Below are 17390 nucleotides of genomic sequence, written 5' to 3'. Positions count from 1 at the left end.
CGCTTACACCTTCGACACAAGAGGACGGCCAAGCAGGCCTTGAGGCCGAAAGACCAGAACAAGAACGAGCAGCGAGAAGCTGAACACGTCTTTGTAGTCGGAGTTGACCAGGCCGGAGAACAGCGATTCGGAGATCCCCAGGATGATTCCGCCGAGCATCGCTCCGGGCAACGAGCCGATGCCGCCCAATACCGCGGCGGTGAAAGCCTTGATGCCGATGACGAAGCCTGCGTAGAAGTCGAAGGTGCCGTAGTTCATGGTGATCAGCACACCGGCCAACGCCGCCATGGCGGCACCGATGATGAACACGTAGGAAATCACCCGGTCGGTGTTGATGCCCAGGATCGAAGCCATCTTGCGGTCTTGTTGCGTCGCCCGGCACATGCGCCCGAGCTTGGTGTACTTAATGATGTAGGTCAGCAACGCCATACCGGCGAATGCAGCGACCAGAATGAAGATCTTGGTGTAGGTCAGTTGTACGAAACCTTCACCGATATCCACGCGCCATGCACCGGTCAGCAGCGTCGGAACACCCTGTTGGCGAGCGCCTTGGCTGATTTGTGCATAGTTTTGCAGGATCAGGGAAATACCGATGGCACTGATCAGCGGTGCCAGGCGGGTCGAGTTACGCAGGGGTTTGTAGGCAATTCGCTCGATGACCCAGCCATACACCCCGGTGACGACAATGGTGAAGACCAGCGTGCCGAGCATCAACAGCGGGAAGGATTCAATACCGAAGTACGCCAGCAGTGCCAGACTGATTGCCGCGAGGTAAGCGGAAATCATGTAAACCTCGCCGTGGGCGAAGTTGATCATGCCAATGATGCCATAGACCATTGTGTAGCCGATGGCGATCAGGCCATAGACCGACCCGAGGGTCAGGCCGTTGACCAGTTGCTGCAGGAAAATACCATCCATAACGCAATCTCACGCAGTGAGAACCTGCACACCCTGGGTGTGCGGTTCTTCTAGGAAAAATACAGATTTACGTCGAAGCGCTGTCAGGCAGAACACCACATCCCCTTGTGGGAGCTGGCCTGCCAGCGATAGCGGATGGACATTCAACAAAAATGTCGCCTGTCAGTCCGTCATCGCGAGCAGGCTCGCTCCTACATGGAGTCGATGTCGTCTAGCCGATCGCGTTTACTTCTGTTTTTCCAACTGGTGATATTTGCCGTCCTTGTCCCACTGGTAAACCACGTAGTCGGAGACTTTCAGGTCACCCTTGGCGTCCCAGGTTTTTTCGCCCATGACAGTTTTCACCGGGTTGGCCTTGAGCCACTTGGCAGCGTCTTCGCCTTTGTTGGATTTGGCGCCATTGAAGCCGGCGGCCAGTGCCTGGACCGAGGCGTAGGCATACAGGGTATAGCCTTCAGGCTCGGTGCCAGCCTTGCGGAACGCGTCCACCACCGCCTTGCTCTCTGGCAGCATGCGTGGGTCGGCGCCGAAGGTCATCAGCACGCCGTCGACGTATTGCGGGCCACCGGCGGTGGTCACCAGTTCGTCGGTCACGATGCCGTCGTCGGACATGAACTTGACGTCTTTCAGGCCCTCAGTACGCAGTTGCTTGACCAGCGGACCGGCTTCCGGGTGCAGGCCGCCGAAGTACACCACGTCGGCACCGGCAGCGCGGATCTTGGTGACCACGGCGCTGAAGTCTTTCTCGCCACGGGTCAGGCCTTCATACAGCACCGGCGTCACGCCGCGCTTGACCAGTTGTGCCTTGGTCGCATCTGCCAGGCCCTGACCGTAGGTGTCCTTATCGTGCAGCACCACGACTTTCTTGCCCTTGAGCACGTCGACAATGTAGTCGCCGGCAACGATGCCTTGCTGGTCGTCACGCCCGCACATACGGAACATGGCGCTCAGGCCGCGCTCGGTAACTTGCGGGTTGGTGGAACCGGGGGTGATGGCGATGATGCCCGCTTCGTCATAGATCTCCGACGCCGGGATGGTCGAGGAGGAGCAGAAGTGACCGACTACACCGGCAACTTTCTGGTTAGTCAGGTCCTTGGCGACGGTCACCGCCTGTTTTGGCTCGCAGGCGTCATCGCCCTTGACCAGCACTATCTTCTCGCCATTGACGCCACCTGCAGCGTTCACCGCGTCGGCGGCAGCCTGTGCGCCCTTCATGTACTGCTCGCCAAATGCCGCGTTTGCACCGGTCATGGGGCCCGCAACGCCGATCTTGATGTCAGCCTGAGCAAACGCCGAAACACCCAACGCAGTAGCGACTGCGAGGGCCAGAAAGCCTTTTTTGTAAAACGTCTGGGACATGAGGTGGTGCTCCAAGGTTTTTTAGTTGGCACTGCGACTTCACTCCATGCTTAGAGCAAGGGCCGTGCCATCGGTTTTTTATTCGTTAACAAGTCGCTGCTTTATTGTTATTTCGACTGTTTCGAGCCCATTTTCATTGGGCGTGCAACCGTCTAAAACGCAGAAGGTAAAACCACTATTTATTTTGGGCGCAACCTCCGCGTGCCACCATTGCAACCATAAGCAGAAACGACGTGCAACCGACCTGTAACAGCACGCGTCACCGAACTGCACACTGCTGGTGCGCGACTGCTACAACCCGCACCACTACAGGCTAGTCGCAACTTCGAAAACTGCCGCTGGCGCGAGCAGATTCCGCTGCTTAAATGACAATCCGCAGGCACTGGCCCGCGTGATACAGAGAAAAACCAGCCTCATACAGGCAACTGCGCACCCCTACCCCCAGCACCGGCTGCATGGGTGCGAATGGGATGGGCAACGCTTGAGGATTTCCGTTACACAGGTAGTCGGCGAAGGCTTTTCCGACCACGGTTCCGGTGGTCACGCCCCGGCCGTTGTAACCGGTGACAGCTACCAGGCCTGGTGCTGGCTCGTACAAGCGCATCAAATGATCGGGCGTAAAGGCGATACAGCCGGTCCAGGTGCACTCCCATTCCACCGGTTTCAAATACGGGAAATAGTGTTGCTGCACCCGATCGGCCCAGGCCTTGAGAAACCAGGTCGGTTTGCGATTGCCGTTGCCCAGGCTGCCGAGCAACAACCGGCCGTCCTTGTCGCGGCGAATGCTGCTGAGTACCTGGCGGGTATCCCAGGAACCCTGGCCACCCGGCAGAATCTGCTGCGCAGCGTCCTCGGTCAGCGGCGTCGAAGCCACCTGATAGTAAAAGCCGGGGAAGAAGTTACGCCGCAACTCGGTCCAGTCGCCCTCGGTGTAGGCGTTGGATGCGATCACTACTTGCTCGGCCAACACAGAACCCGCAGCGGTTTGCACTGACCAGCGCTGGCCCTGCCGCTCAAGGCGGGTGACCGGTGAATGATCGAACAACCGACCGCCCAGATCGCTTGCGGCCTTGGCCAGACCACTGGTGTAGGCCATCGGATTGAGCGTGCCGGCACGCCGATCGAGCAAGGCTGCGGCAATTTTTTTGGTCCCGGTCGCCTGCTCGCAAGCTGCCCCAGTCAACAACTCCACGGGAGCACCGCGGCGCTTCCATTGCTCCTCGCGGCTGCGCAGATCAGCTTCGCCACGCGCGTTGTGCGCCATGTGCAGCGTGCCCTCACGGCGCAACTGGCAGTCGATTTTATATTTGTCGATCAGGCTGAACACCAGCGACGGTGCAGCGCCGAGCATGCGGTTGAGCTGGCTGCCAATGGCCTCGCCAAAGCCTTCTTCGATTTCATCCGGCGGGATCCACATGCCGGCGTTGACCAGCCCGACATTGCGTCCCGACCCACCCTGACCACAGCGCTGGGCCTCCAGTACACAGACAGTCTTGCCCTGCTCAAGCAAATGCACCGCTGCCGACAAACCGGTGAAACCGGCGCCGATCACGCAGACATCTGCTGTTATCTCACCCTTGAGCGCCGCTCGGTCAGGCCGCTGCGGCGTCAGTTTTTCCCATAAGCACTCTTCGCGTAACGGCATTGCCAGACTCCAGCAGAAACCCAACAAATACACCTGTCAAATGTAGGAGCGAGCTTGCTCGCGATGACGTCGTCACAGCCTCTGACGCTATCGCGAGCAAGCTCGCTCCTACAGGGGGAGCATTAATCAGTCGAACGTAATGCCCTGGGCCAGCGGCAGTTCCAGCGAATAGTTGACCGTGTTGGTCTGGCGGCGCATGTAACCGCGCCAGGCGTCGGAACCGGACTCGCGACCACCGCCGGTTTCTTTTTCGCCACCAAAGGCACCGCCGATTTCCGCGCCGCTCGGGCCGATGTTGACGTTGGCAATCCCGCAGTCACTGCCGACCGCCGACATGAACTGCTCGGCTTCACGCACATCGGTGGTGAAGATGCACGACGACAGGCCTTGTGGCACGGCGTTGTTCAGGCGCAGTGCTTCGGCGAAGTCGCTGTAGCCGACCACGTACAGGATTGGGGCGAAGGTTTCGCTGCAGACCACATCGCTCTGCTCCGGCATTTCGACGATCGCCGGCGAGACGTAATAGGCATTGGGGAACTGGTCTTCGAGTTGGCGCTTGCCGCCGAACACCCGGCCGCCTTCGCTCAAGGCCTGCTCCAGGGCGTCCTGCATGTTGTCGAAACTGTGCTTGTCGACCAGCGGACCGATCAGGTTGCCCTCCAGCGGATGACCGATGCGCACTTTGGAATACGCGGCCTTGAGGCGGGTGACAATCTCTTCCTTGACCGACTCGTGGGCGATCAACCGGCGCAAGGTGGTGCAGCGCTGGCCAGCGGTGCCGACCGCACTGAACAGGATGGCGCGAACGGCCATGTCCAGATCGGCACTTGGGCCGAGGATCATCGCGTTGTTGCCGCCCAGCTCAAGGATGCTGCGGGCGAAGCGTGCGGCGATTTTCGGTGCCACTTCGCGGCCCATGCGGGTGCTACCAGTAGCGCTGACCAGGGCCACACGAGGATCATCCACCAGCGCTTCGCCGGCATCGCGGCCACCAATGATCACCTGGCTCAGGTGCGGTGGTGCATCGCTGAAGTTTTTCAGCACGCGGTCAAACAGCGCCTGGCAGGCCAGGGCGGTGAGCGGGGTCTTTTCCGAAGGTTTCCAGATCACCGGGTTACCGCAGACCAGCGCCAGCGTGGTGTTCCAGGCCCAGACCGCGACCGGGAAGTTGAACGCGCTGATGACCCCGACGACGCCCAGCGGATGCCAGGTTTCGCGCATGTGGTGGCCAGGGCGCTCGGAGGCGATGGTCAGGCCGTAGAGTTGACGCGACAGGCCAACGGCGAAGTCGCAGATGTCGATCATTTCCTGCACTTCACCCAGGCCTTCCTGAGTAATCTTGCCCGCCTCCCACGACACCAACTCACCGAGGTCGGACTTGTATTCACGGAGGATCTCGCCCAATTGGCGGACCAACTCACCACGGCGCGGCGCCGGGACCTTGCGCCATAGTTCGAAGGCATGATCGGCGCGGCTGATGTGCTGCTCGACCTGCGCGGCGCCTTCCCAGTTCACGGCGCCGATCTGGCTGCCATCGATGGGCGAATGCACCGCCACTTTGCCGTTCTGGTACAGGGCCGGGTTCACTCCCAAACGATCAAGCAATGCGGCAACCATGGGTCACTCCTCAAGCAAAAGACAGAAAGTGTGCAGCCGCAATCACACGGCTGATCAGGACTCTAGTTGTAGCGCTACGAAGACGTGGCAACAAACGACCATTAAGCGAGATATCATTCCGTTTATTCATGCAAAGCGCCGCGACAAGAACAAGGGACTCCCCATGCTGAATAAACGCCATTTGCCCTCGATCACTGCCCTGCAGTGCTTCGAAGCGGTCACCCGCCACTTGAGCTTCACCCGTGCGGCAGAAGAGTTGAACCTGACGCAAAGCGCCGTGAGCAAACAAGTGGCCCAGCTCGAGGAGTTGCTGCAGCATCTGCTGTTTCGCCGGGTACGTCGACGCCTGCAGATGACCCCGGCCGGAGATTTGTACCTGGTCGAAGTCCGAAAAATCCTCACCCAGGTCGAGATGTCGACGCATTACCTGCGCTCCTACGGCGGCGAGACTGAAGTCCTGCGGGTCTCTACGCCATCCACTTTCGGCGCACGTTGGCTGGTGCCTCGCCTCAAGGGCTGGCGCCTGCGCCATCCGCAGATTCACCTCGACCTGCGCAATGAACAGGAAGCCGACGATCTGCTGCAAGGCCACAGTGACCTCGCATTTTTCTTCGGCCAGGGCTCACGGCCGGGCACCGAGTGCCTGAAATTGTTCGGCGAAGAGCTGGTTCCGGTGTGCGCGCCGGGCAGCCTGCCTGCCACCCCGTTTACCGATCCGACCCAGCTCAGTGAACTGGTCCTGCTGCAAAACGCCTCGCGCCCCCAGGCCTGGCACGACTGGTTCGCCAGCCAGGGCTTTCAGACCGAGCACAGCTACCACGGCCCGCGTTTTGAGACCTTTTACATGTGCATCCGCGCCGCCCAGGTCGGTTGCGGCGTCGCCCTGCTGCCACGCTTTCTGGTGGAGGAAGAGTTGGCCGACGGCAAGCTGGTGATTCCGTGGCAGCATGCAATGCCCAGCAGCGATGCCTATTACCTGGCCTACCCGGAGCATTCGGCGGAAGTCCCCAAGGTGCGCGACTTCGTCAAGTGGATGCTGGAGCAGGTCGAGACGCCCCACTGAAAAAACACTGGCCTTGGGCTTCGTGGATATGCGCCACTGGACCCATTCCCTGAATCACGGCATAGGCTGCGGCCAGCCTGGAGATCCCCGTTATGAGCGAGAGTGTGTTTGCCGATCGCATCGTGCAGAACCTGCTCGACACCGACTTCTACAAGCTGACGATGATGCAGGCGGTGCTGCACAACTACCCCAACGTCGAGGTTGAATGGGAGTTTCGCTGCCGTAACAGCGAGGACCTGCGCCCTTATCTGGCGGAAATCCGCGTTCAGATCGAACGCCTCGCCGAGTTGAGCCTCAGCGCCGACCAATTGGGCTTTCTCGAGCGCATCAGCTTTTTGAAGCCGGACTTCCTGCGGTTTCTCGGGCTGTTTCGCTTCAACCTGCGCTACATCCATACCGGCATCGAAAATGGCGAGCTGTTTATCCGCCTGCGCGGCCCGTGGCTGCACGTGATTCTGTTCGAAGTACCGTTGCTGGCGATTGTTAGCGAAGTGCGCAATCGCTACCGCTACCGCGAAGTGGTGCTGGAGCAGGCGCGCGAGCAGCTGTACCGCAAATTCGACTGGTTGACCGCCAATGCCAGCAGCGAGGAACTATGCGAATTGCAGGTGGCTGATTTCGGCACGCGGCGCAGGTTTTCCTACCGCGTGCAGGAGGAAGTGGTGACTGTGCTCAAGCACGATTTCCCCGGTCGTTTTGTCGGCACCAGCAATGTGCACCTGTCCCGCGAGCTGGACATGAAACCCCTGGGCACCATGGCCCACGAATGGATCATGGCCCACCAGCAACTCGGTCCACGCCTTATCGACAGTCAGAGCGCCGCCCTCGATTGCTGGGTCCGCGAGTACCGGGGCTTGCTCGGCATCGCCCTGACCGACTGCATCACCACTGACGCCTTCCTCAACGATTTCGATCTGTACTTCGCCAAGCTGTTCGACGGTTTGCGCCATGACTCCGGCGACCCGATTGCCTGGGCTGAAAAAGCTATCGCCCACTACCACAAGCTGGGCATCGAGCCGATGAGCAAGACCTTGGTATTCTCCGACAGCCTGACGCTGCCTCGATCGCTGGAGATCTTCCGGGCGCTGCGCGGTCGGATCAATGTCAGTTTCGGCATCGGCACCAACCTGACTTGCGACATTCCCGGTGTCGAGCCCATGAGCATCGTGCTTAAAATGGCTGCCTGCAATGGCCAGCCCGTTGCCAAGATCAGCGATGAACCGGGCAAGACCCACTGCAAGGACCCGAATTTCGTCGCCTATTTGCGACACGTGTTTCAAGTACCTGCCGCCCCATCCGCACATTCAAGCAAGGAGTAATTCATGCAAGCCGTACAGCGTGAGATTGCTGAGCAGCTCAAGGTTCAACCGCCATTCGCCGACCAGGCTGCCCTGGAAGCGGAAATCGTCCGGCGAGTCGGTTTCATTCAGGATTGCCTGGTCAACTCCGGGCTCAAGACGCTGGTACTGGGGATCAGCGGCGGCGTCGACTCGCTGACCGCCGGCCTGCTGGCCCAGCGTGCCATGCGCGAGCTGCGTGAGCGCACGGGTGACATGTCCTACAAGTTCATTGCCGTTCGCCTGCCGTATCAGACCCAATTCGACGAACACGAAGCCCAGGCTTGCGTGGACTTCATCACCCCCGACGAGCGCCACACCGTCAACATTGGCCCGGCCGTCAAGGCCCTGGCCAGTGAAGTCGCGGCCTTTGAAGGCAAGCCGGCGGCGGCGGTGGACTTCGTCCTGGGCAATACCAAGGCACGGATGCGCATGGTCGCTCAGTACACCATCGCCGGCGCCGCCCAGGGCCTGGTGATCGGCACCGACCACGCGGCCGAGGCGGTGATGGGTTTCTTCACCAAGTTCGGTGACGGTGCCTGCGATCTCGCCCCCCTGAGTGGCTTGGTGAAGAACCAGGTACGGGCCATCGCCCGACACTTCGGCGCCCCCGAGTCGCTGGTGGAAAAAGTACCCACCGCCGACCTCGAGGACCTGTCCCCGGGCAAACCGGATGAAGCGTCCCATGGCGTGACCTACGGCGAAATCGACGCCTTCCTGCACGGCGAGCCGGTCCGCGAAGAAGCGTTCCGGATCATCTGCGACACCTATCGCAAGACCCAGCACAAACGCGTGATGCCGTTTGCGCCTTGAGGCGTGAGTGAATGAAAAAGCCCGCTGAAGTGTTGAGCTTCAGCGGGCTTTTCTTTGGCCAAAACATGCGTCGATGCGAATGGCCCCTTCTCGCGCAAGGCCGCTCCCACAGATTGTGTGATCACCGAAAATTACTGTGAGAGCTGGGTTGCCAGCGAAGAGCGATGACGCGGTGTGCCTGATTACTTCAGGGTCACGGTGCCTTTCATCATCGAGATGTGGCCAGGGAACGAGCAGAAGAAGCCGTATTTTTCATTGGCATCGAGCTTGGAAACGTCGAATGTCACCGAGTCTTTTTCGCCAGCACCGATGATTTTGGTGTGGGCGATGATGCGCGCGTCGCCGTCTTTCAGGTAGTTCTTGTCGATGCCGGCGGCCAGACCGTCAGTGGCGATCGGCTGCATGTCCGCTTCTTTGCTCAGTACCCAGTTATGGCCCATGACGTTCTTGGGCAGGCTGCCAGAGTGGGTCAGCTCGACGGTGAAGGTTTTGCAGCTCTTGTCGATTTCAATGGCCTTGCTGTTGAAGGACATTTGGTCGGTGGAGTCGACGGTGACCTTGCATTCCGCAGCCATCAATTGGCTGCTGGCCAGCGTCAGCAGGGATACCGCAACAAGTTTGGCAAACATGGTGAATCTCCAAGGCAGGGTTAAAAAATCCGTATGGTGTAGAGACTGCCTGAAAATTCCAGAAGTTCATATGACCTGAATCAAGAATTGTATACAACTTTCGGGCTATGGGACCCATCGACACAATCTACCAGCCAGACACCTCGCGCCTGCTTAAGATCAGCCCATCGACCCAAGCCTGGAGTACCCATCATGTTCATCAACAGCCTGTTATGCAGCCTGCTCGCGGCCTACGCCTGTGGTGCCAGCGGCACCTGCGAAGAACCCCGGCGCGCGGATTAATCCTTGGAGCACCCGGCGCCAACCATTACTCTGCGCTCGTCCCTGATCACGGAGTAAGGCATGTCTCTAACATCTGTTTGTGTGTTTTGCGGCGCCAGCACTGGCTCCAACCCGGCCTACCGCGAAGCCGCCATCGCCCTCGGTAAAGAGCTGGCCCGACGCCAATTGACCCTGGTCTATGGCGGTGGCGCCGTCGGCCTGATGGGCATTGTCGCCGACGCCGCGCTGGCGGCAGGCGGTGAAGTGATCGGGATTATTCCCGAAAGCCTGAAAAGCAAGGAAATCGGGCACAACGGCCTGACTCGCCTGGAAGTGGTCGACGGCATGCATGCGCGCAAGGCTCGGATGGCCGAACTCAGCGACGCCTTCATCGCCCTGCCCGGCGGCCTGGGGACATTCGAGGAACTGTTCGAAGTCTGGACCTGGGGCCAGCTCGGCTACCACGGTAAGCCGCTGGGCTTGCTGGAAGTGAATGGTTTCTACAGCAAACTCACCGCTTTTCTTGATCATGTCGTCGGCGAAGGCTTCGTTCGCAGCCATCACCGTGACATGCTGCAAACCAGCGAATCGCCGCAAGATCTGCTGGATGCGCTGGATACCTGGCAGCCCGTCGTCACGCCAAAATGGGACGGACAAAAACCCAACTAACCCTTGTCCCCTGTTTAAAGGCAGAATACGCGCCGCCCAACCTCACCTTCGACCCCAGAGGATCGCCCATGGCCAAACCTAATTACTCCTTCGCCAAACGTCAGAGAGACTTGGCCAAGGAGCAGAAGAAAGAGGAAAAGCTGCAACGCAAGAAAGCGGCTGCCGAAACAGACGCACTGAACCCCGACGCCGACAGTGAAGTGGTTGCAGATGACACGGTAGAGGCACCGAAAGACCTGGCCCCCGAGGCCTGAATCGCGATCTTTTGTAGAAGTGGGTAAGCCCCCGCTTCTACAAAGGCATCACCGTCACCCTCACCTCCGGATCGTGGCTGCCACCGCCCAGGATCACCCCGCGCAATGGCGAGACATCGGAAAAGTCCCGGCCCCAGGCCAGGGTAATGTGCTCCAGCGCAGGCTGCACATTGTTGGTCGGATCGAAATCCACCCAGCCCAACTCCGGGCAGAACACTGAAACCCAGGCATGGGAAGCATCGGCACCGATCAGCCGTGGCTGGCCCGGTGGCGGCTGCGTCAACAGGTAACCGCTGACATAACGCGCCGCCAATCCCCGCGAACGCACGCAGGCCAGCATCAAGTGGGCAAAATCCTGGCAGACCCCACGTCGCCGCTCCAACACCTCCACCAAGGGTGTCGCAACCTGTGTGGCTTCGGCGTCGAAGGTAAACTCGCTGAAGATCTTCTCCATCAACGCCTGGACGCCCAGCATCAACGGCCTTCCCGGAGGAAAGCAACTGTGGGAAAACTCGACAAAGCTACTCTTGAGGTGCACATAGGGCGACTCGAAGCGGTAACGACAGGCCTGCAGCAGGTCCTCAGTGACAGCCCGGCCGCTGTAGGTCAAGGCGCTGCGAGTCGCCTCCCAGGCCGGTGATCGTTGGAAATCCACCGTCGGACGGTCCAATACCTCGACACTCAAGCGGGCATTGACCTGCAACTCATCGTGCGGTCGCTCAAACGCCAGGCGCGTCAGCGGATTACCGAATACATCAAGCTCGTCTCGGCGAGTCGTCGGGTCCGGGCTAATCAGCAACTGTTGTTCGGTACAGCGTTGCCAGGCGCAGGCGCGTGGCCACAAATGGGCGAGCTGCTGAGCCAGGGATACCGGACTGTCGTAGTGGTAGTGGGTGTCATGAAGAATCTGATAACGGGCACTCATTACACGGACACCGTACGTTGGCTGATATCGTCGACATGGGCGAAATGGCGCAGTGCCAGGCGATCCGAGACCTGATTACTGACGTCGGCGATTTCCTGCAGCAAGTCCGCTAGCCCGTTGAGCGCCGAACGCACGCTGCTGTCGCCAAACAGGGCGTTCTCCAGGCAACCCAGGTCAACGCTGGCCAGGCGCTCGACCAGTATCGGCAACGCCAGCTCGCGAGGCGCGGCGAAATCATCGTTCAGCCGCTTAAGGCTGCGGCTTACCAGCTTCAGTTGAAAGAGCACCGCATGAGGGTTCTGCTCATCGAGCAGCAACAAGTCGAGCACCGGGATCAGTTGTGCCACCGCCAGATAGCGCGAGCGGTAGGTGATACTGCTGTTCCCCAGCTCAAGCAGCCACTCCAACCCGGCCTGTTCAAAGGCGCCAGCGCCGCGCAGGAAGCCCGCCAGGCTGCTGCTCAGGAACTGCAGGCGCTCGATCCGCCGGCCAATCATCAGGAGTCGCCAGCCTTCGTCGCGGGTCATGTCATCCAGGGCAAAACCCGAAAGGGCCGCCAGCGACATCACCAGGCGATTGAGGAAGTCCAGCAGTTCACCGAAATCAGGGGCCTCGGTTTCCAGCTCCAGGGCTTCGCGCTGCAGCTCAACCAACGCCTGCCAGTTTTCCCGCGACAGCTTGCCCCGTACCTGGGACGCCGCCCATTGCAGGCGTTGCAGGTTAGCGCGCAGGCTAAATGACCAATCCTCCCCCAGCAGCGCGGCGAGCAGGCGCTCGGGCAGTTCACCCTCATCGGGCAACAGCAACAGGCTTTCACCCAACTCGACAGCCGCCTGCAAGGTGCGCGGATCATCCCCATCGACATAACGACTGAGCATGATGCGTAGCAGCCGAGCGCTGTCATCACAGCGCTCGCAGTAACGACCAAACCAGAACAGGTTCTCCACTACGCGCGAGGGCAGGTAGGGATCGCGGCGTATCAAGTCGTGGACGCCCAGGGTTCGTTGCGCCTTCCACTGCTCGCCGACCGGCGCCCGTTGGCCCAACACCCAGGTGTCCTTGCTGGCACCGCCACGCTGCATCGACACCACTTCGGCATCGGCCTCTCCGGCAACCCGGGTCAGGCCTCCCGGCAACACCCGATAGCCATCATCATCGGCCACCGCATACATCCGCATGCCGATGGCGCGTGGCTGCAGTTGGCCAGTCTCGGCCTGCCAGACCGGCGCTTGGGACAATTGTGCGAGTTCTTGCGCGACATAAGCGTATGGCCTCGCCCGTATGCGCTCAGCCAGCTCTTCACGCTGTTTTTCACTCAAGTCACGGCCAAAAACCGGCGAAAAGCTTTGCGACGGAAACGCTGGTTTGATCAGCAGCTCCGGCAACTTTTCCAGCGCTTGCGCCAGCACGGGAGGCTCGCCGCACCACCAGGTGGCAATCGACGGCAGGATCAACGCCTCACCAAACAGGAACTCATTGATCTTCGGCAGGAATCCCAGCAGCCCCGGTGACTCGAGCACTCCGCTGCCCAAGGCATTGGCCACCAGCACCCGCCCTCGACGTGCCGCCTCCAGCAAACCCGGCACACCCAGAGCCGAGTCGGTCCGCAGTTCCAGCGGATCGCAGAAGTCATCATCGAGCCGGCGCATGATTGCGTGGACCCGGCGCAGGCCGCTGAGGGTCTTGAGATAGACCGTGGCATCACGCACCGTCAAGTCGCCGCCTTCGACCAGCGGATAACCCAGTTGCCGCGCCAGGTACAGGTGTTCGAAATAACTTTCATTGAAGCGCCCGGGGGTCAACAGCACCACCAGCGGTACCTCGTCGTCGCAGGATGCCTGGCGGGCCAGGGTTTCCTGCAGAGTGCGAAAAAAACCGGCCAGGTGTTGAACGTGCATATCGCGGTACAACTCTGGAAATGCGCGCGAGACGATGGTGCGGTTTTCCAGGGCGTAGCCGGCGCCGGAGGGCGCTTGGGTGCGGTCGGCGGTGACCCACCAGCGGCCATCGGGTGTGCGGGCCAGATCGACTGCATAGAGGTGCAAAAATATGCCGTCTGGTGCCTGGATGCCCTGGCAGGGCCAAAGGAAATTGTTGTGACCGAACACCAGCTCAGCCGGTAGCAGCCCTTCGGCGATCAAACGTTGCGGGCCATACAGGTCGGCCAGCACGGCATTCAGCAGGCGCGCCCGCTGGGCAATCCCGGCCGACAGCTGTTGCCACTCATCGGCGGCGATGACATGAGGTAGCAGGTCCAGCTCCCAGGGCCGGTCAGCGCCCTTGGGGTCGGCGTAGACGTTGTAGGTGACGCCGTTTTCCTGGATCTGCCGGGCCAGCAGTGTCTGTCGCTGCCGCAGCTGTCCGGGCGTGCTGCGCTGCAAGTGATCAAACAGCCGCCGCCAATGCGCGCGCACGCCGCCCTTGTCATCGAGCAGTTCATGGTAGGTGCCCGCCGTGAGCGGGTAACGGTCTAACAGGTCGGACATGGAAAGCTCGGCGGAGACAAGGAAATATCACAGTAACGCAGACCTGTGACGCCGAGGTGCGCGGCGTCGCGGCTGCTTCAGAAACGTCGTAAATCGAGGGTCAAGGGAAACTCGTCATCGATCACCGGCGACACGACAGACAAGGTCCCAGGGCTATGCCCGAACCGGAAAAACCGTGCCATGCGTCGACTCTCCGCCTCATTGGCGTTCACCGGCAAGCTGTCGTAATTGCGTCCACCCGGATGGGCGACGTGATACTGGCAACCGCCCAGCGAACGCTGCATCCAAGTATCGACCAGATCAAACACCAAGGGCGCATGCACCGGGATGGTCGGCTGCAGGCAATTAGCCGGCTGCCAGGCGCGGAACCGCACACCAGCGACGAACTCGCCGACGCGCCCGGTCGGTTGCAGCGGCACAGGAATACCGTTGCACGTCAGGCTGTAACGCTGCGGCGCAAGCCCGGTGAGCTTGACCTGCAGGCGCTCGAGCGACGAATCGACGTAACGTACCGTGCCGCCTGCCGCCCCCTCCTCGCCCAGCACATGCCACGGCTCCAGCGCCTGACGCACTTGCAGTTCAATGCCGTTGACCGCGTAGTCACCGACCTTGGGAAAGCGAAACTCCAGATGCGCCGCGAACCAATCAGTGCGCAGCCCATAACCTGCCGCGTTGAGCTCGGCGATGACGTCGGCGAAATCCTGCTCGATAAAGTGCGGCAACAGGAAGCGATCATGCAGTTGCGTGCCCCAGCGTGCCAACTTGGCGGGCGTATACGGTTCGCGCCAGAACCGTGCCACCAGCGCCCGCAGCAACAGTTGCTGAGCCAGGCTCATGCGGGCATGGGGTGGCATCTCAAAAGCGCGCAGCTCCAGCAGGCCGAGGCGGCCGGTGACACCGTCCGGCGAATACAGCTTGTCGATGCAGAACTCGGCCCGATGGGTATTGCCCGTGACATCTATCAGCAAATTGCGCAGCAAGCGATCCACCAGCCACGGCGCGCACTCGACGCCAGGTCCCGGCATCTGCGCGAAGGCGATTTCCAGTTCGTACAACGCGTCATTGCGCGCTTCGTCCACCCGCGGCGCCTGGGAAGTAGGGCCGATGAACAGTCCGGAAAACAGGTAGGACAGCGATGGATGGTTATGCCAGTAGCTGATCAGGCTACGTAACAGATCGGGGCGGCGTAAAAAGGGTGAATCCGCCGGAGTCGCGCCGCCCAGGACGAAATGGTTACCACCGCCGGTGCCGGTATGCCGGCCATCGATCATGAATTTCTCGGTGCTCAGGCGCGTCTGCCGTGCCTCTTCGTAGAGGAATTCGGTGCGTTCCACCAACTCATCCCAACTGGCGGACGGCTGCACGTTGACCTCGATGACGCCCGGGTCCGGGGTTACCCGGAAATTGCTCAACCGTGGATCGCTCGGCGGTTCATACCCTTCAAGCAAAACCGGGCACTGCAACTCCTCGGCAGTCGCCTCAATGACACTGACCAGCTCCAGGTAGTCCTCGACCCGCTGCAGCGGCGGCATGAACAGGTACAGGCGCCCTTCCCGGGCTTCGGCACAGAGCGCAGTGCGCGTCAGCCAGTCGGCGGATTCGTCAAAGGCCGGGGCACGCTCCTCGGCCGTTACAGCGGGCTGCTGATCGCGCAGTTGTTCGCTGCCTGGCAACGCCGGCAAGTCCTGATTGGGATCGACGGGATGAATAAACGGGTAATCGGCCGCTTTCACCCAAGGCTGTGACCCCAGCGGCAAGCGATAACCCAGGGGCGAATCGCCGGGGACCAAACGACAATGCTCATCACGCAGGTACCAGCGTCCGCTCTGCCATTGATCGCCCTTGGCAGTGCGAGCCAGCGGCAACACCTGACCGATTACCTTGTCCAGGCCCTGGCTGAAGACCTTGCGCAAGCGAGCACGCTCCAGCGGCTCTTCCAGCCGGGAGTCTTCAGCGCTGACGTTCTGCGCCAGGGCACCTTCGCGCCAGAGGTAATAGAGGCTGTCCTCGTAGGCAGGGAACACAAAGCGCGCAGGCAGTTTCAGGCGCTCGGCCACACTCGCCAGGAAACGCCCAGCCAGGGTGCTGTCGGCGGCGTAATCCTGCTGCTCATCGGCGATCAACGCCGGCTCATGCCAGATCGGCACACCGTCCCGCCGCCAATAGCAATTCAACGACCAGCGCGGCAACTGTTCACCGGGGTACCACTTGCCCTGGCCAAAGTGCACCAGGCCCTGGGGCGCGTAACGCTGGCGCAAGCGCTGGAACAACTCGGCAGACAAGCGACGCTTATCAGGCCCGAGGGCGGCGGTGTTCCATTCGGCGCCATCCGGGTCATCGATGGAGACAAAGGTCGGCTCGCCCCCCATGGTCAAGCGCACATCGCCGGCTTGCAGGTCGGCGTCGATCTGCCGCCCCAAATCTTGAATCGCCTGCCACTGTTCGTCGGTGTAGGGCTGGGTCACCCGAGGGGCTTCCCAGATTCGCTCAACCGACATCTCATGACTGAATTCGCACTCGCAGGGTTCGACCAAGCCACTGATAGGTGCCGCGGAGGAAGGATCGGGACTACAGGCCAGCGGAATATGCCCTTCACCCGCAAACAGCCCGGAGGTCGCGTCCAGGCCGACCCAGCCGGCGCCCGGCAGATAGACCTCGCACCAGGCATGCAGGTCGGTGAAATCGACTTCAGTGCCCGACGGGCCGTCGAGGCTTTTGACGTCGGCGGTCAGTTGAATCAGGTAACCGGACACGAAGCGCGCCGCCAGACCGAGATTGCGCAGCAATTGCACCAGCAGCCAGGCCGAGTCGCGGCACGAGCCGGATGCATGTTCCAGGGTGTATTCCGGGGTCTGCACGCCAGGTTCCAGGCGAATCAGGTAATTGATGTCCTCGCTCAGGCGCTGGTTGAGCGCCACCAGGAAATCCACGGCCGGCAGCGGGGTACGATCAATCCCGTCAAGGTAGGCCTTCAGCTGGGGCGTCAAGGGCAGCGTTTCGAGGTAGGGCGCCAGCTCCTTGCGCTCGTCAGCGGCATAGGTGAAGGGAATTTGCTCGGCATAGGGTTCGAGGAAAAAGTCGAACGGATTGAACACCGCCATCTCGGCCAGCAAATCGACCTCGATACGCAGCTCTGTGGTTTTTTCCGGGAATACCAGACGCGCCAGGTAGTTGCCTTGGGGGTCCTGTTGCCAATTGATGAAATGCTGCTCGGGCAACACTTTCAGCGCGTAAGAAAGAATCCGCGTCCGGCTGTGGGCAGCCGGACGCAGGCGAACGATCTGCGGACCGAGTTCGACTGCGCGGTCGTAGCGGTAGTGCGTGACGTGATGCAAAGCGACATGAATCGACACGGCGTGCCTCCTGCGAGCCTTGGGCGTGACGCAAAGCGCGCAAGACTTATGCCATATGGCG

General features: G+C 60.8%; 13 protein-coding genes. 5 read left to right on the top strand and 8 right to left on the bottom strand.

Annotated elements, in window-relative coordinates:
* Window positions 1-3: 3 nt before the first annotated feature.
* The 4 genes from KW062_RS03320 to amaB form a co-directional block, all read right to left on the bottom strand.
* Window positions 4-918 carry an ABC transporter permease subunit gene (locus tag KW062_RS03320; RefSeq protein WP_027617557.1) on the bottom strand — a complete coding sequence of 305 codons (915 nt, stop codon included), beginning with the start codon at window positions 916-918 and terminating at the stop codon, window positions 4-6.
* A 225-nt stretch (window positions 919-1143) separates the two neighbouring features.
* Window positions 1144-2277, bottom strand: a complete 1134-nt coding sequence (locus tag KW062_RS03315) for an ABC transporter substrate-binding protein (RefSeq protein WP_027617556.1) — start codon at window positions 2275-2277, stop codon at window positions 1144-1146.
* A 361-nt stretch (window positions 2278-2638) separates the two neighbouring features.
* Window positions 2639-3922 carry an L-pipecolate oxidase gene (gene amaA / locus KW062_RS03310; RefSeq protein ID WP_027617555.1) on the bottom strand — a complete coding sequence of 428 codons (1284 nt, stop codon included), beginning with the start codon at window positions 3920-3922 and terminating at the stop codon, window positions 2639-2641.
* A gap of 126 nt (window positions 3923-4048) precedes the next feature.
* Window positions 4049-5539, bottom strand: a complete 1491-nt coding sequence (gene amaB, locus KW062_RS03305; RefSeq protein WP_105753996.1) for an L-piperidine-6-carboxylate dehydrogenase — start codon at window positions 5537-5539, stop codon at window positions 4049-4051.
* A 163-nt stretch (window positions 5540-5702) separates the two neighbouring features.
* Between amaB and KW062_RS03300 the strand changes: the two genes are divergently transcribed.
* The 3 genes from KW062_RS03300 to nadE all read left to right on the top strand — a co-directional run bounded on the left by KW062_RS03300 (window position 5703) and on the right by nadE (window position 8752).
* Window positions 5703-6602, top strand: a complete 900-nt coding sequence (locus KW062_RS03300; protein WP_105753997.1) for a LysR family transcriptional regulator — start codon at window positions 5703-5705, stop codon at window positions 6600-6602.
* A gap of 92 nt (window positions 6603-6694) precedes the next feature.
* Window positions 6695-7921 carry a nicotinate phosphoribosyltransferase gene (gene pncB, locus KW062_RS03295; protein ID WP_105753998.1) on the top strand — a complete coding sequence of 409 codons (1227 nt, stop codon included), beginning with the start codon at window positions 6695-6697 and terminating at the stop codon, window positions 7919-7921.
* A gap of 3 nt (window positions 7922-7924) precedes the next feature.
* A complete protein-coding gene (gene nadE / locus KW062_RS03290; protein ID WP_105753999.1) occupies window positions 7925-8752 on the top strand; it encodes an ammonia-dependent NAD(+) synthetase in 828 nt (275 codons plus the stop codon).
* A gap of 182 nt (window positions 8753-8934) precedes the next feature.
* On the opposite strand, the gene azu is transcribed toward nadE, so the two are convergent.
* Window positions 8935-9381, bottom strand: coding sequence for an azurin (gene azu / locus KW062_RS03285; RefSeq protein ID WP_027617550.1), 447 nt, complete (start codon window positions 9379-9381; stop codon window positions 8935-8937).
* Window positions 9382-9723: 342 nt separating this feature from the next.
* On the opposite strand from azu, the gene KW062_RS03280 reads away from it, so the two are divergent.
* Window positions 9724-10311 carry a TIGR00730 family Rossman fold protein gene (locus tag KW062_RS03280; RefSeq protein ID WP_105754000.1) on the top strand — a complete coding sequence of 196 codons (588 nt, stop codon included), beginning with the start codon at window positions 9724-9726 and terminating at the stop codon, window positions 10309-10311.
* A gap of 68 nt (window positions 10312-10379) precedes the next feature.
* Window positions 10380-10565 carry a hypothetical protein gene (locus tag KW062_RS03275; protein ID WP_027617548.1) on the top strand — a complete coding sequence of 62 codons (186 nt, stop codon included), beginning with the start codon at window positions 10380-10382 and terminating at the stop codon, window positions 10563-10565.
* A gap of 37 nt (window positions 10566-10602) precedes the next feature.
* Here KW062_RS03275 and KW062_RS03270 read toward each other — a convergent pair whose 3' ends face one another.
* From KW062_RS03270 to KW062_RS03260, 3 genes are all read right to left on the bottom strand, one after another.
* A complete protein-coding gene (locus KW062_RS03270) occupies window positions 10603-11490 on the bottom strand; it encodes a transglutaminase family protein (RefSeq protein ID WP_105754001.1) in 888 nt (295 codons plus the stop codon).
* The gene (locus tag KW062_RS03265) at window positions 11490-13976 is read right to left on the bottom strand and encodes a circularly permuted type 2 ATP-grasp protein (RefSeq protein ID WP_105754002.1); all 2487 of its coding nucleotides are present in this window, start codon (window positions 13974-13976) and stop codon (window positions 11490-11492) included. Before KW062_RS03265 ends, KW062_RS03270 begins: the two co-directional genes overlap by 1 nt.
* A gap of 77 nt (window positions 13977-14053) precedes the next feature.
* Window positions 14054-17329: a transglutaminase family protein gene (locus KW062_RS03260; RefSeq protein ID WP_105754003.1), complete on the bottom strand. Its 3276-nt coding sequence runs from the start codon at window positions 17327-17329 to the stop codon at window positions 14054-14056.
* Window positions 17330-17390: the final 61 nt, after the last annotated feature.

The organism is Pseudomonas fluorescens, from assembly GCF_019212185.1.
In the GTDB taxonomy this organism is placed as follows: domain Bacteria; phylum Pseudomonadota; class Gammaproteobacteria; order Pseudomonadales; family Pseudomonadaceae; genus Aquipseudomonas.
The sequence above is the reverse complement of the archived record's forward strand: the minus strand, read 5'-3'. Positions and strand labels throughout refer to the sequence as shown.

Coding starts and splice junctions, on each gene's coding strand:
- KW062_RS03315 (WP_027617556.1), bottom strand. CDS start 2,277: ATGTCCCAGACGTTTTACAAAAAAGGCTTTCTGGCCCTCGCAGTCGCT.
- KW062_RS03280 (WP_105754000.1), top strand. CDS start 9,724: ATGTCTCTAACATCTGTTTGTGTGTTTTGCGGCGCCAGCACTGGCTCC.
- KW062_RS03320 (WP_027617557.1), bottom strand. CDS start 918: ATGGATGGTATTTTCCTGCAGCAACTGGTCAACGGCCTGACCCTCGGG.
- KW062_RS03265 (WP_105754002.1), bottom strand. CDS start 13,976: ATGTCCGACCTGTTAGACCGTTACCCGCTCACGGCGGGCACCTACCAT.
- azu (WP_027617550.1), bottom strand. CDS start 9,381: ATGTTTGCCAAACTTGTTGCGGTATCCCTGCTGACGCTGGCCAGCAGC.
- KW062_RS03270 (WP_105754001.1), bottom strand. CDS start 11,490: ATGAGTGCCCGTTATCAGATTCTTCATGACACCCACTACCACTACGAC.
- KW062_RS03275 (WP_027617548.1), top strand. CDS start 10,380: ATGGCCAAACCTAATTACTCCTTCGCCAAACGTCAGAGAGACTTGGCC.
- amaB (WP_105753996.1), bottom strand. CDS start 5,539: ATGGTTGCCGCATTGCTTGATCGTTTGGGAGTGAACCCGGCCCTGTAC.
- pncB (WP_105753998.1), top strand. CDS start 6,695: ATGAGCGAGAGTGTGTTTGCCGATCGCATCGTGCAGAACCTGCTCGAC.
- amaA (WP_027617555.1), bottom strand. CDS start 3,922: ATGCCGTTACGCGAAGAGTGCTTATGGGAAAAACTGACGCCGCAGCGG.
- nadE (WP_105753999.1), top strand. CDS start 7,925: ATGCAAGCCGTACAGCGTGAGATTGCTGAGCAGCTCAAGGTTCAACCG.
- KW062_RS03300 (WP_105753997.1), top strand. CDS start 5,703: ATGCTGAATAAACGCCATTTGCCCTCGATCACTGCCCTGCAGTGCTTC.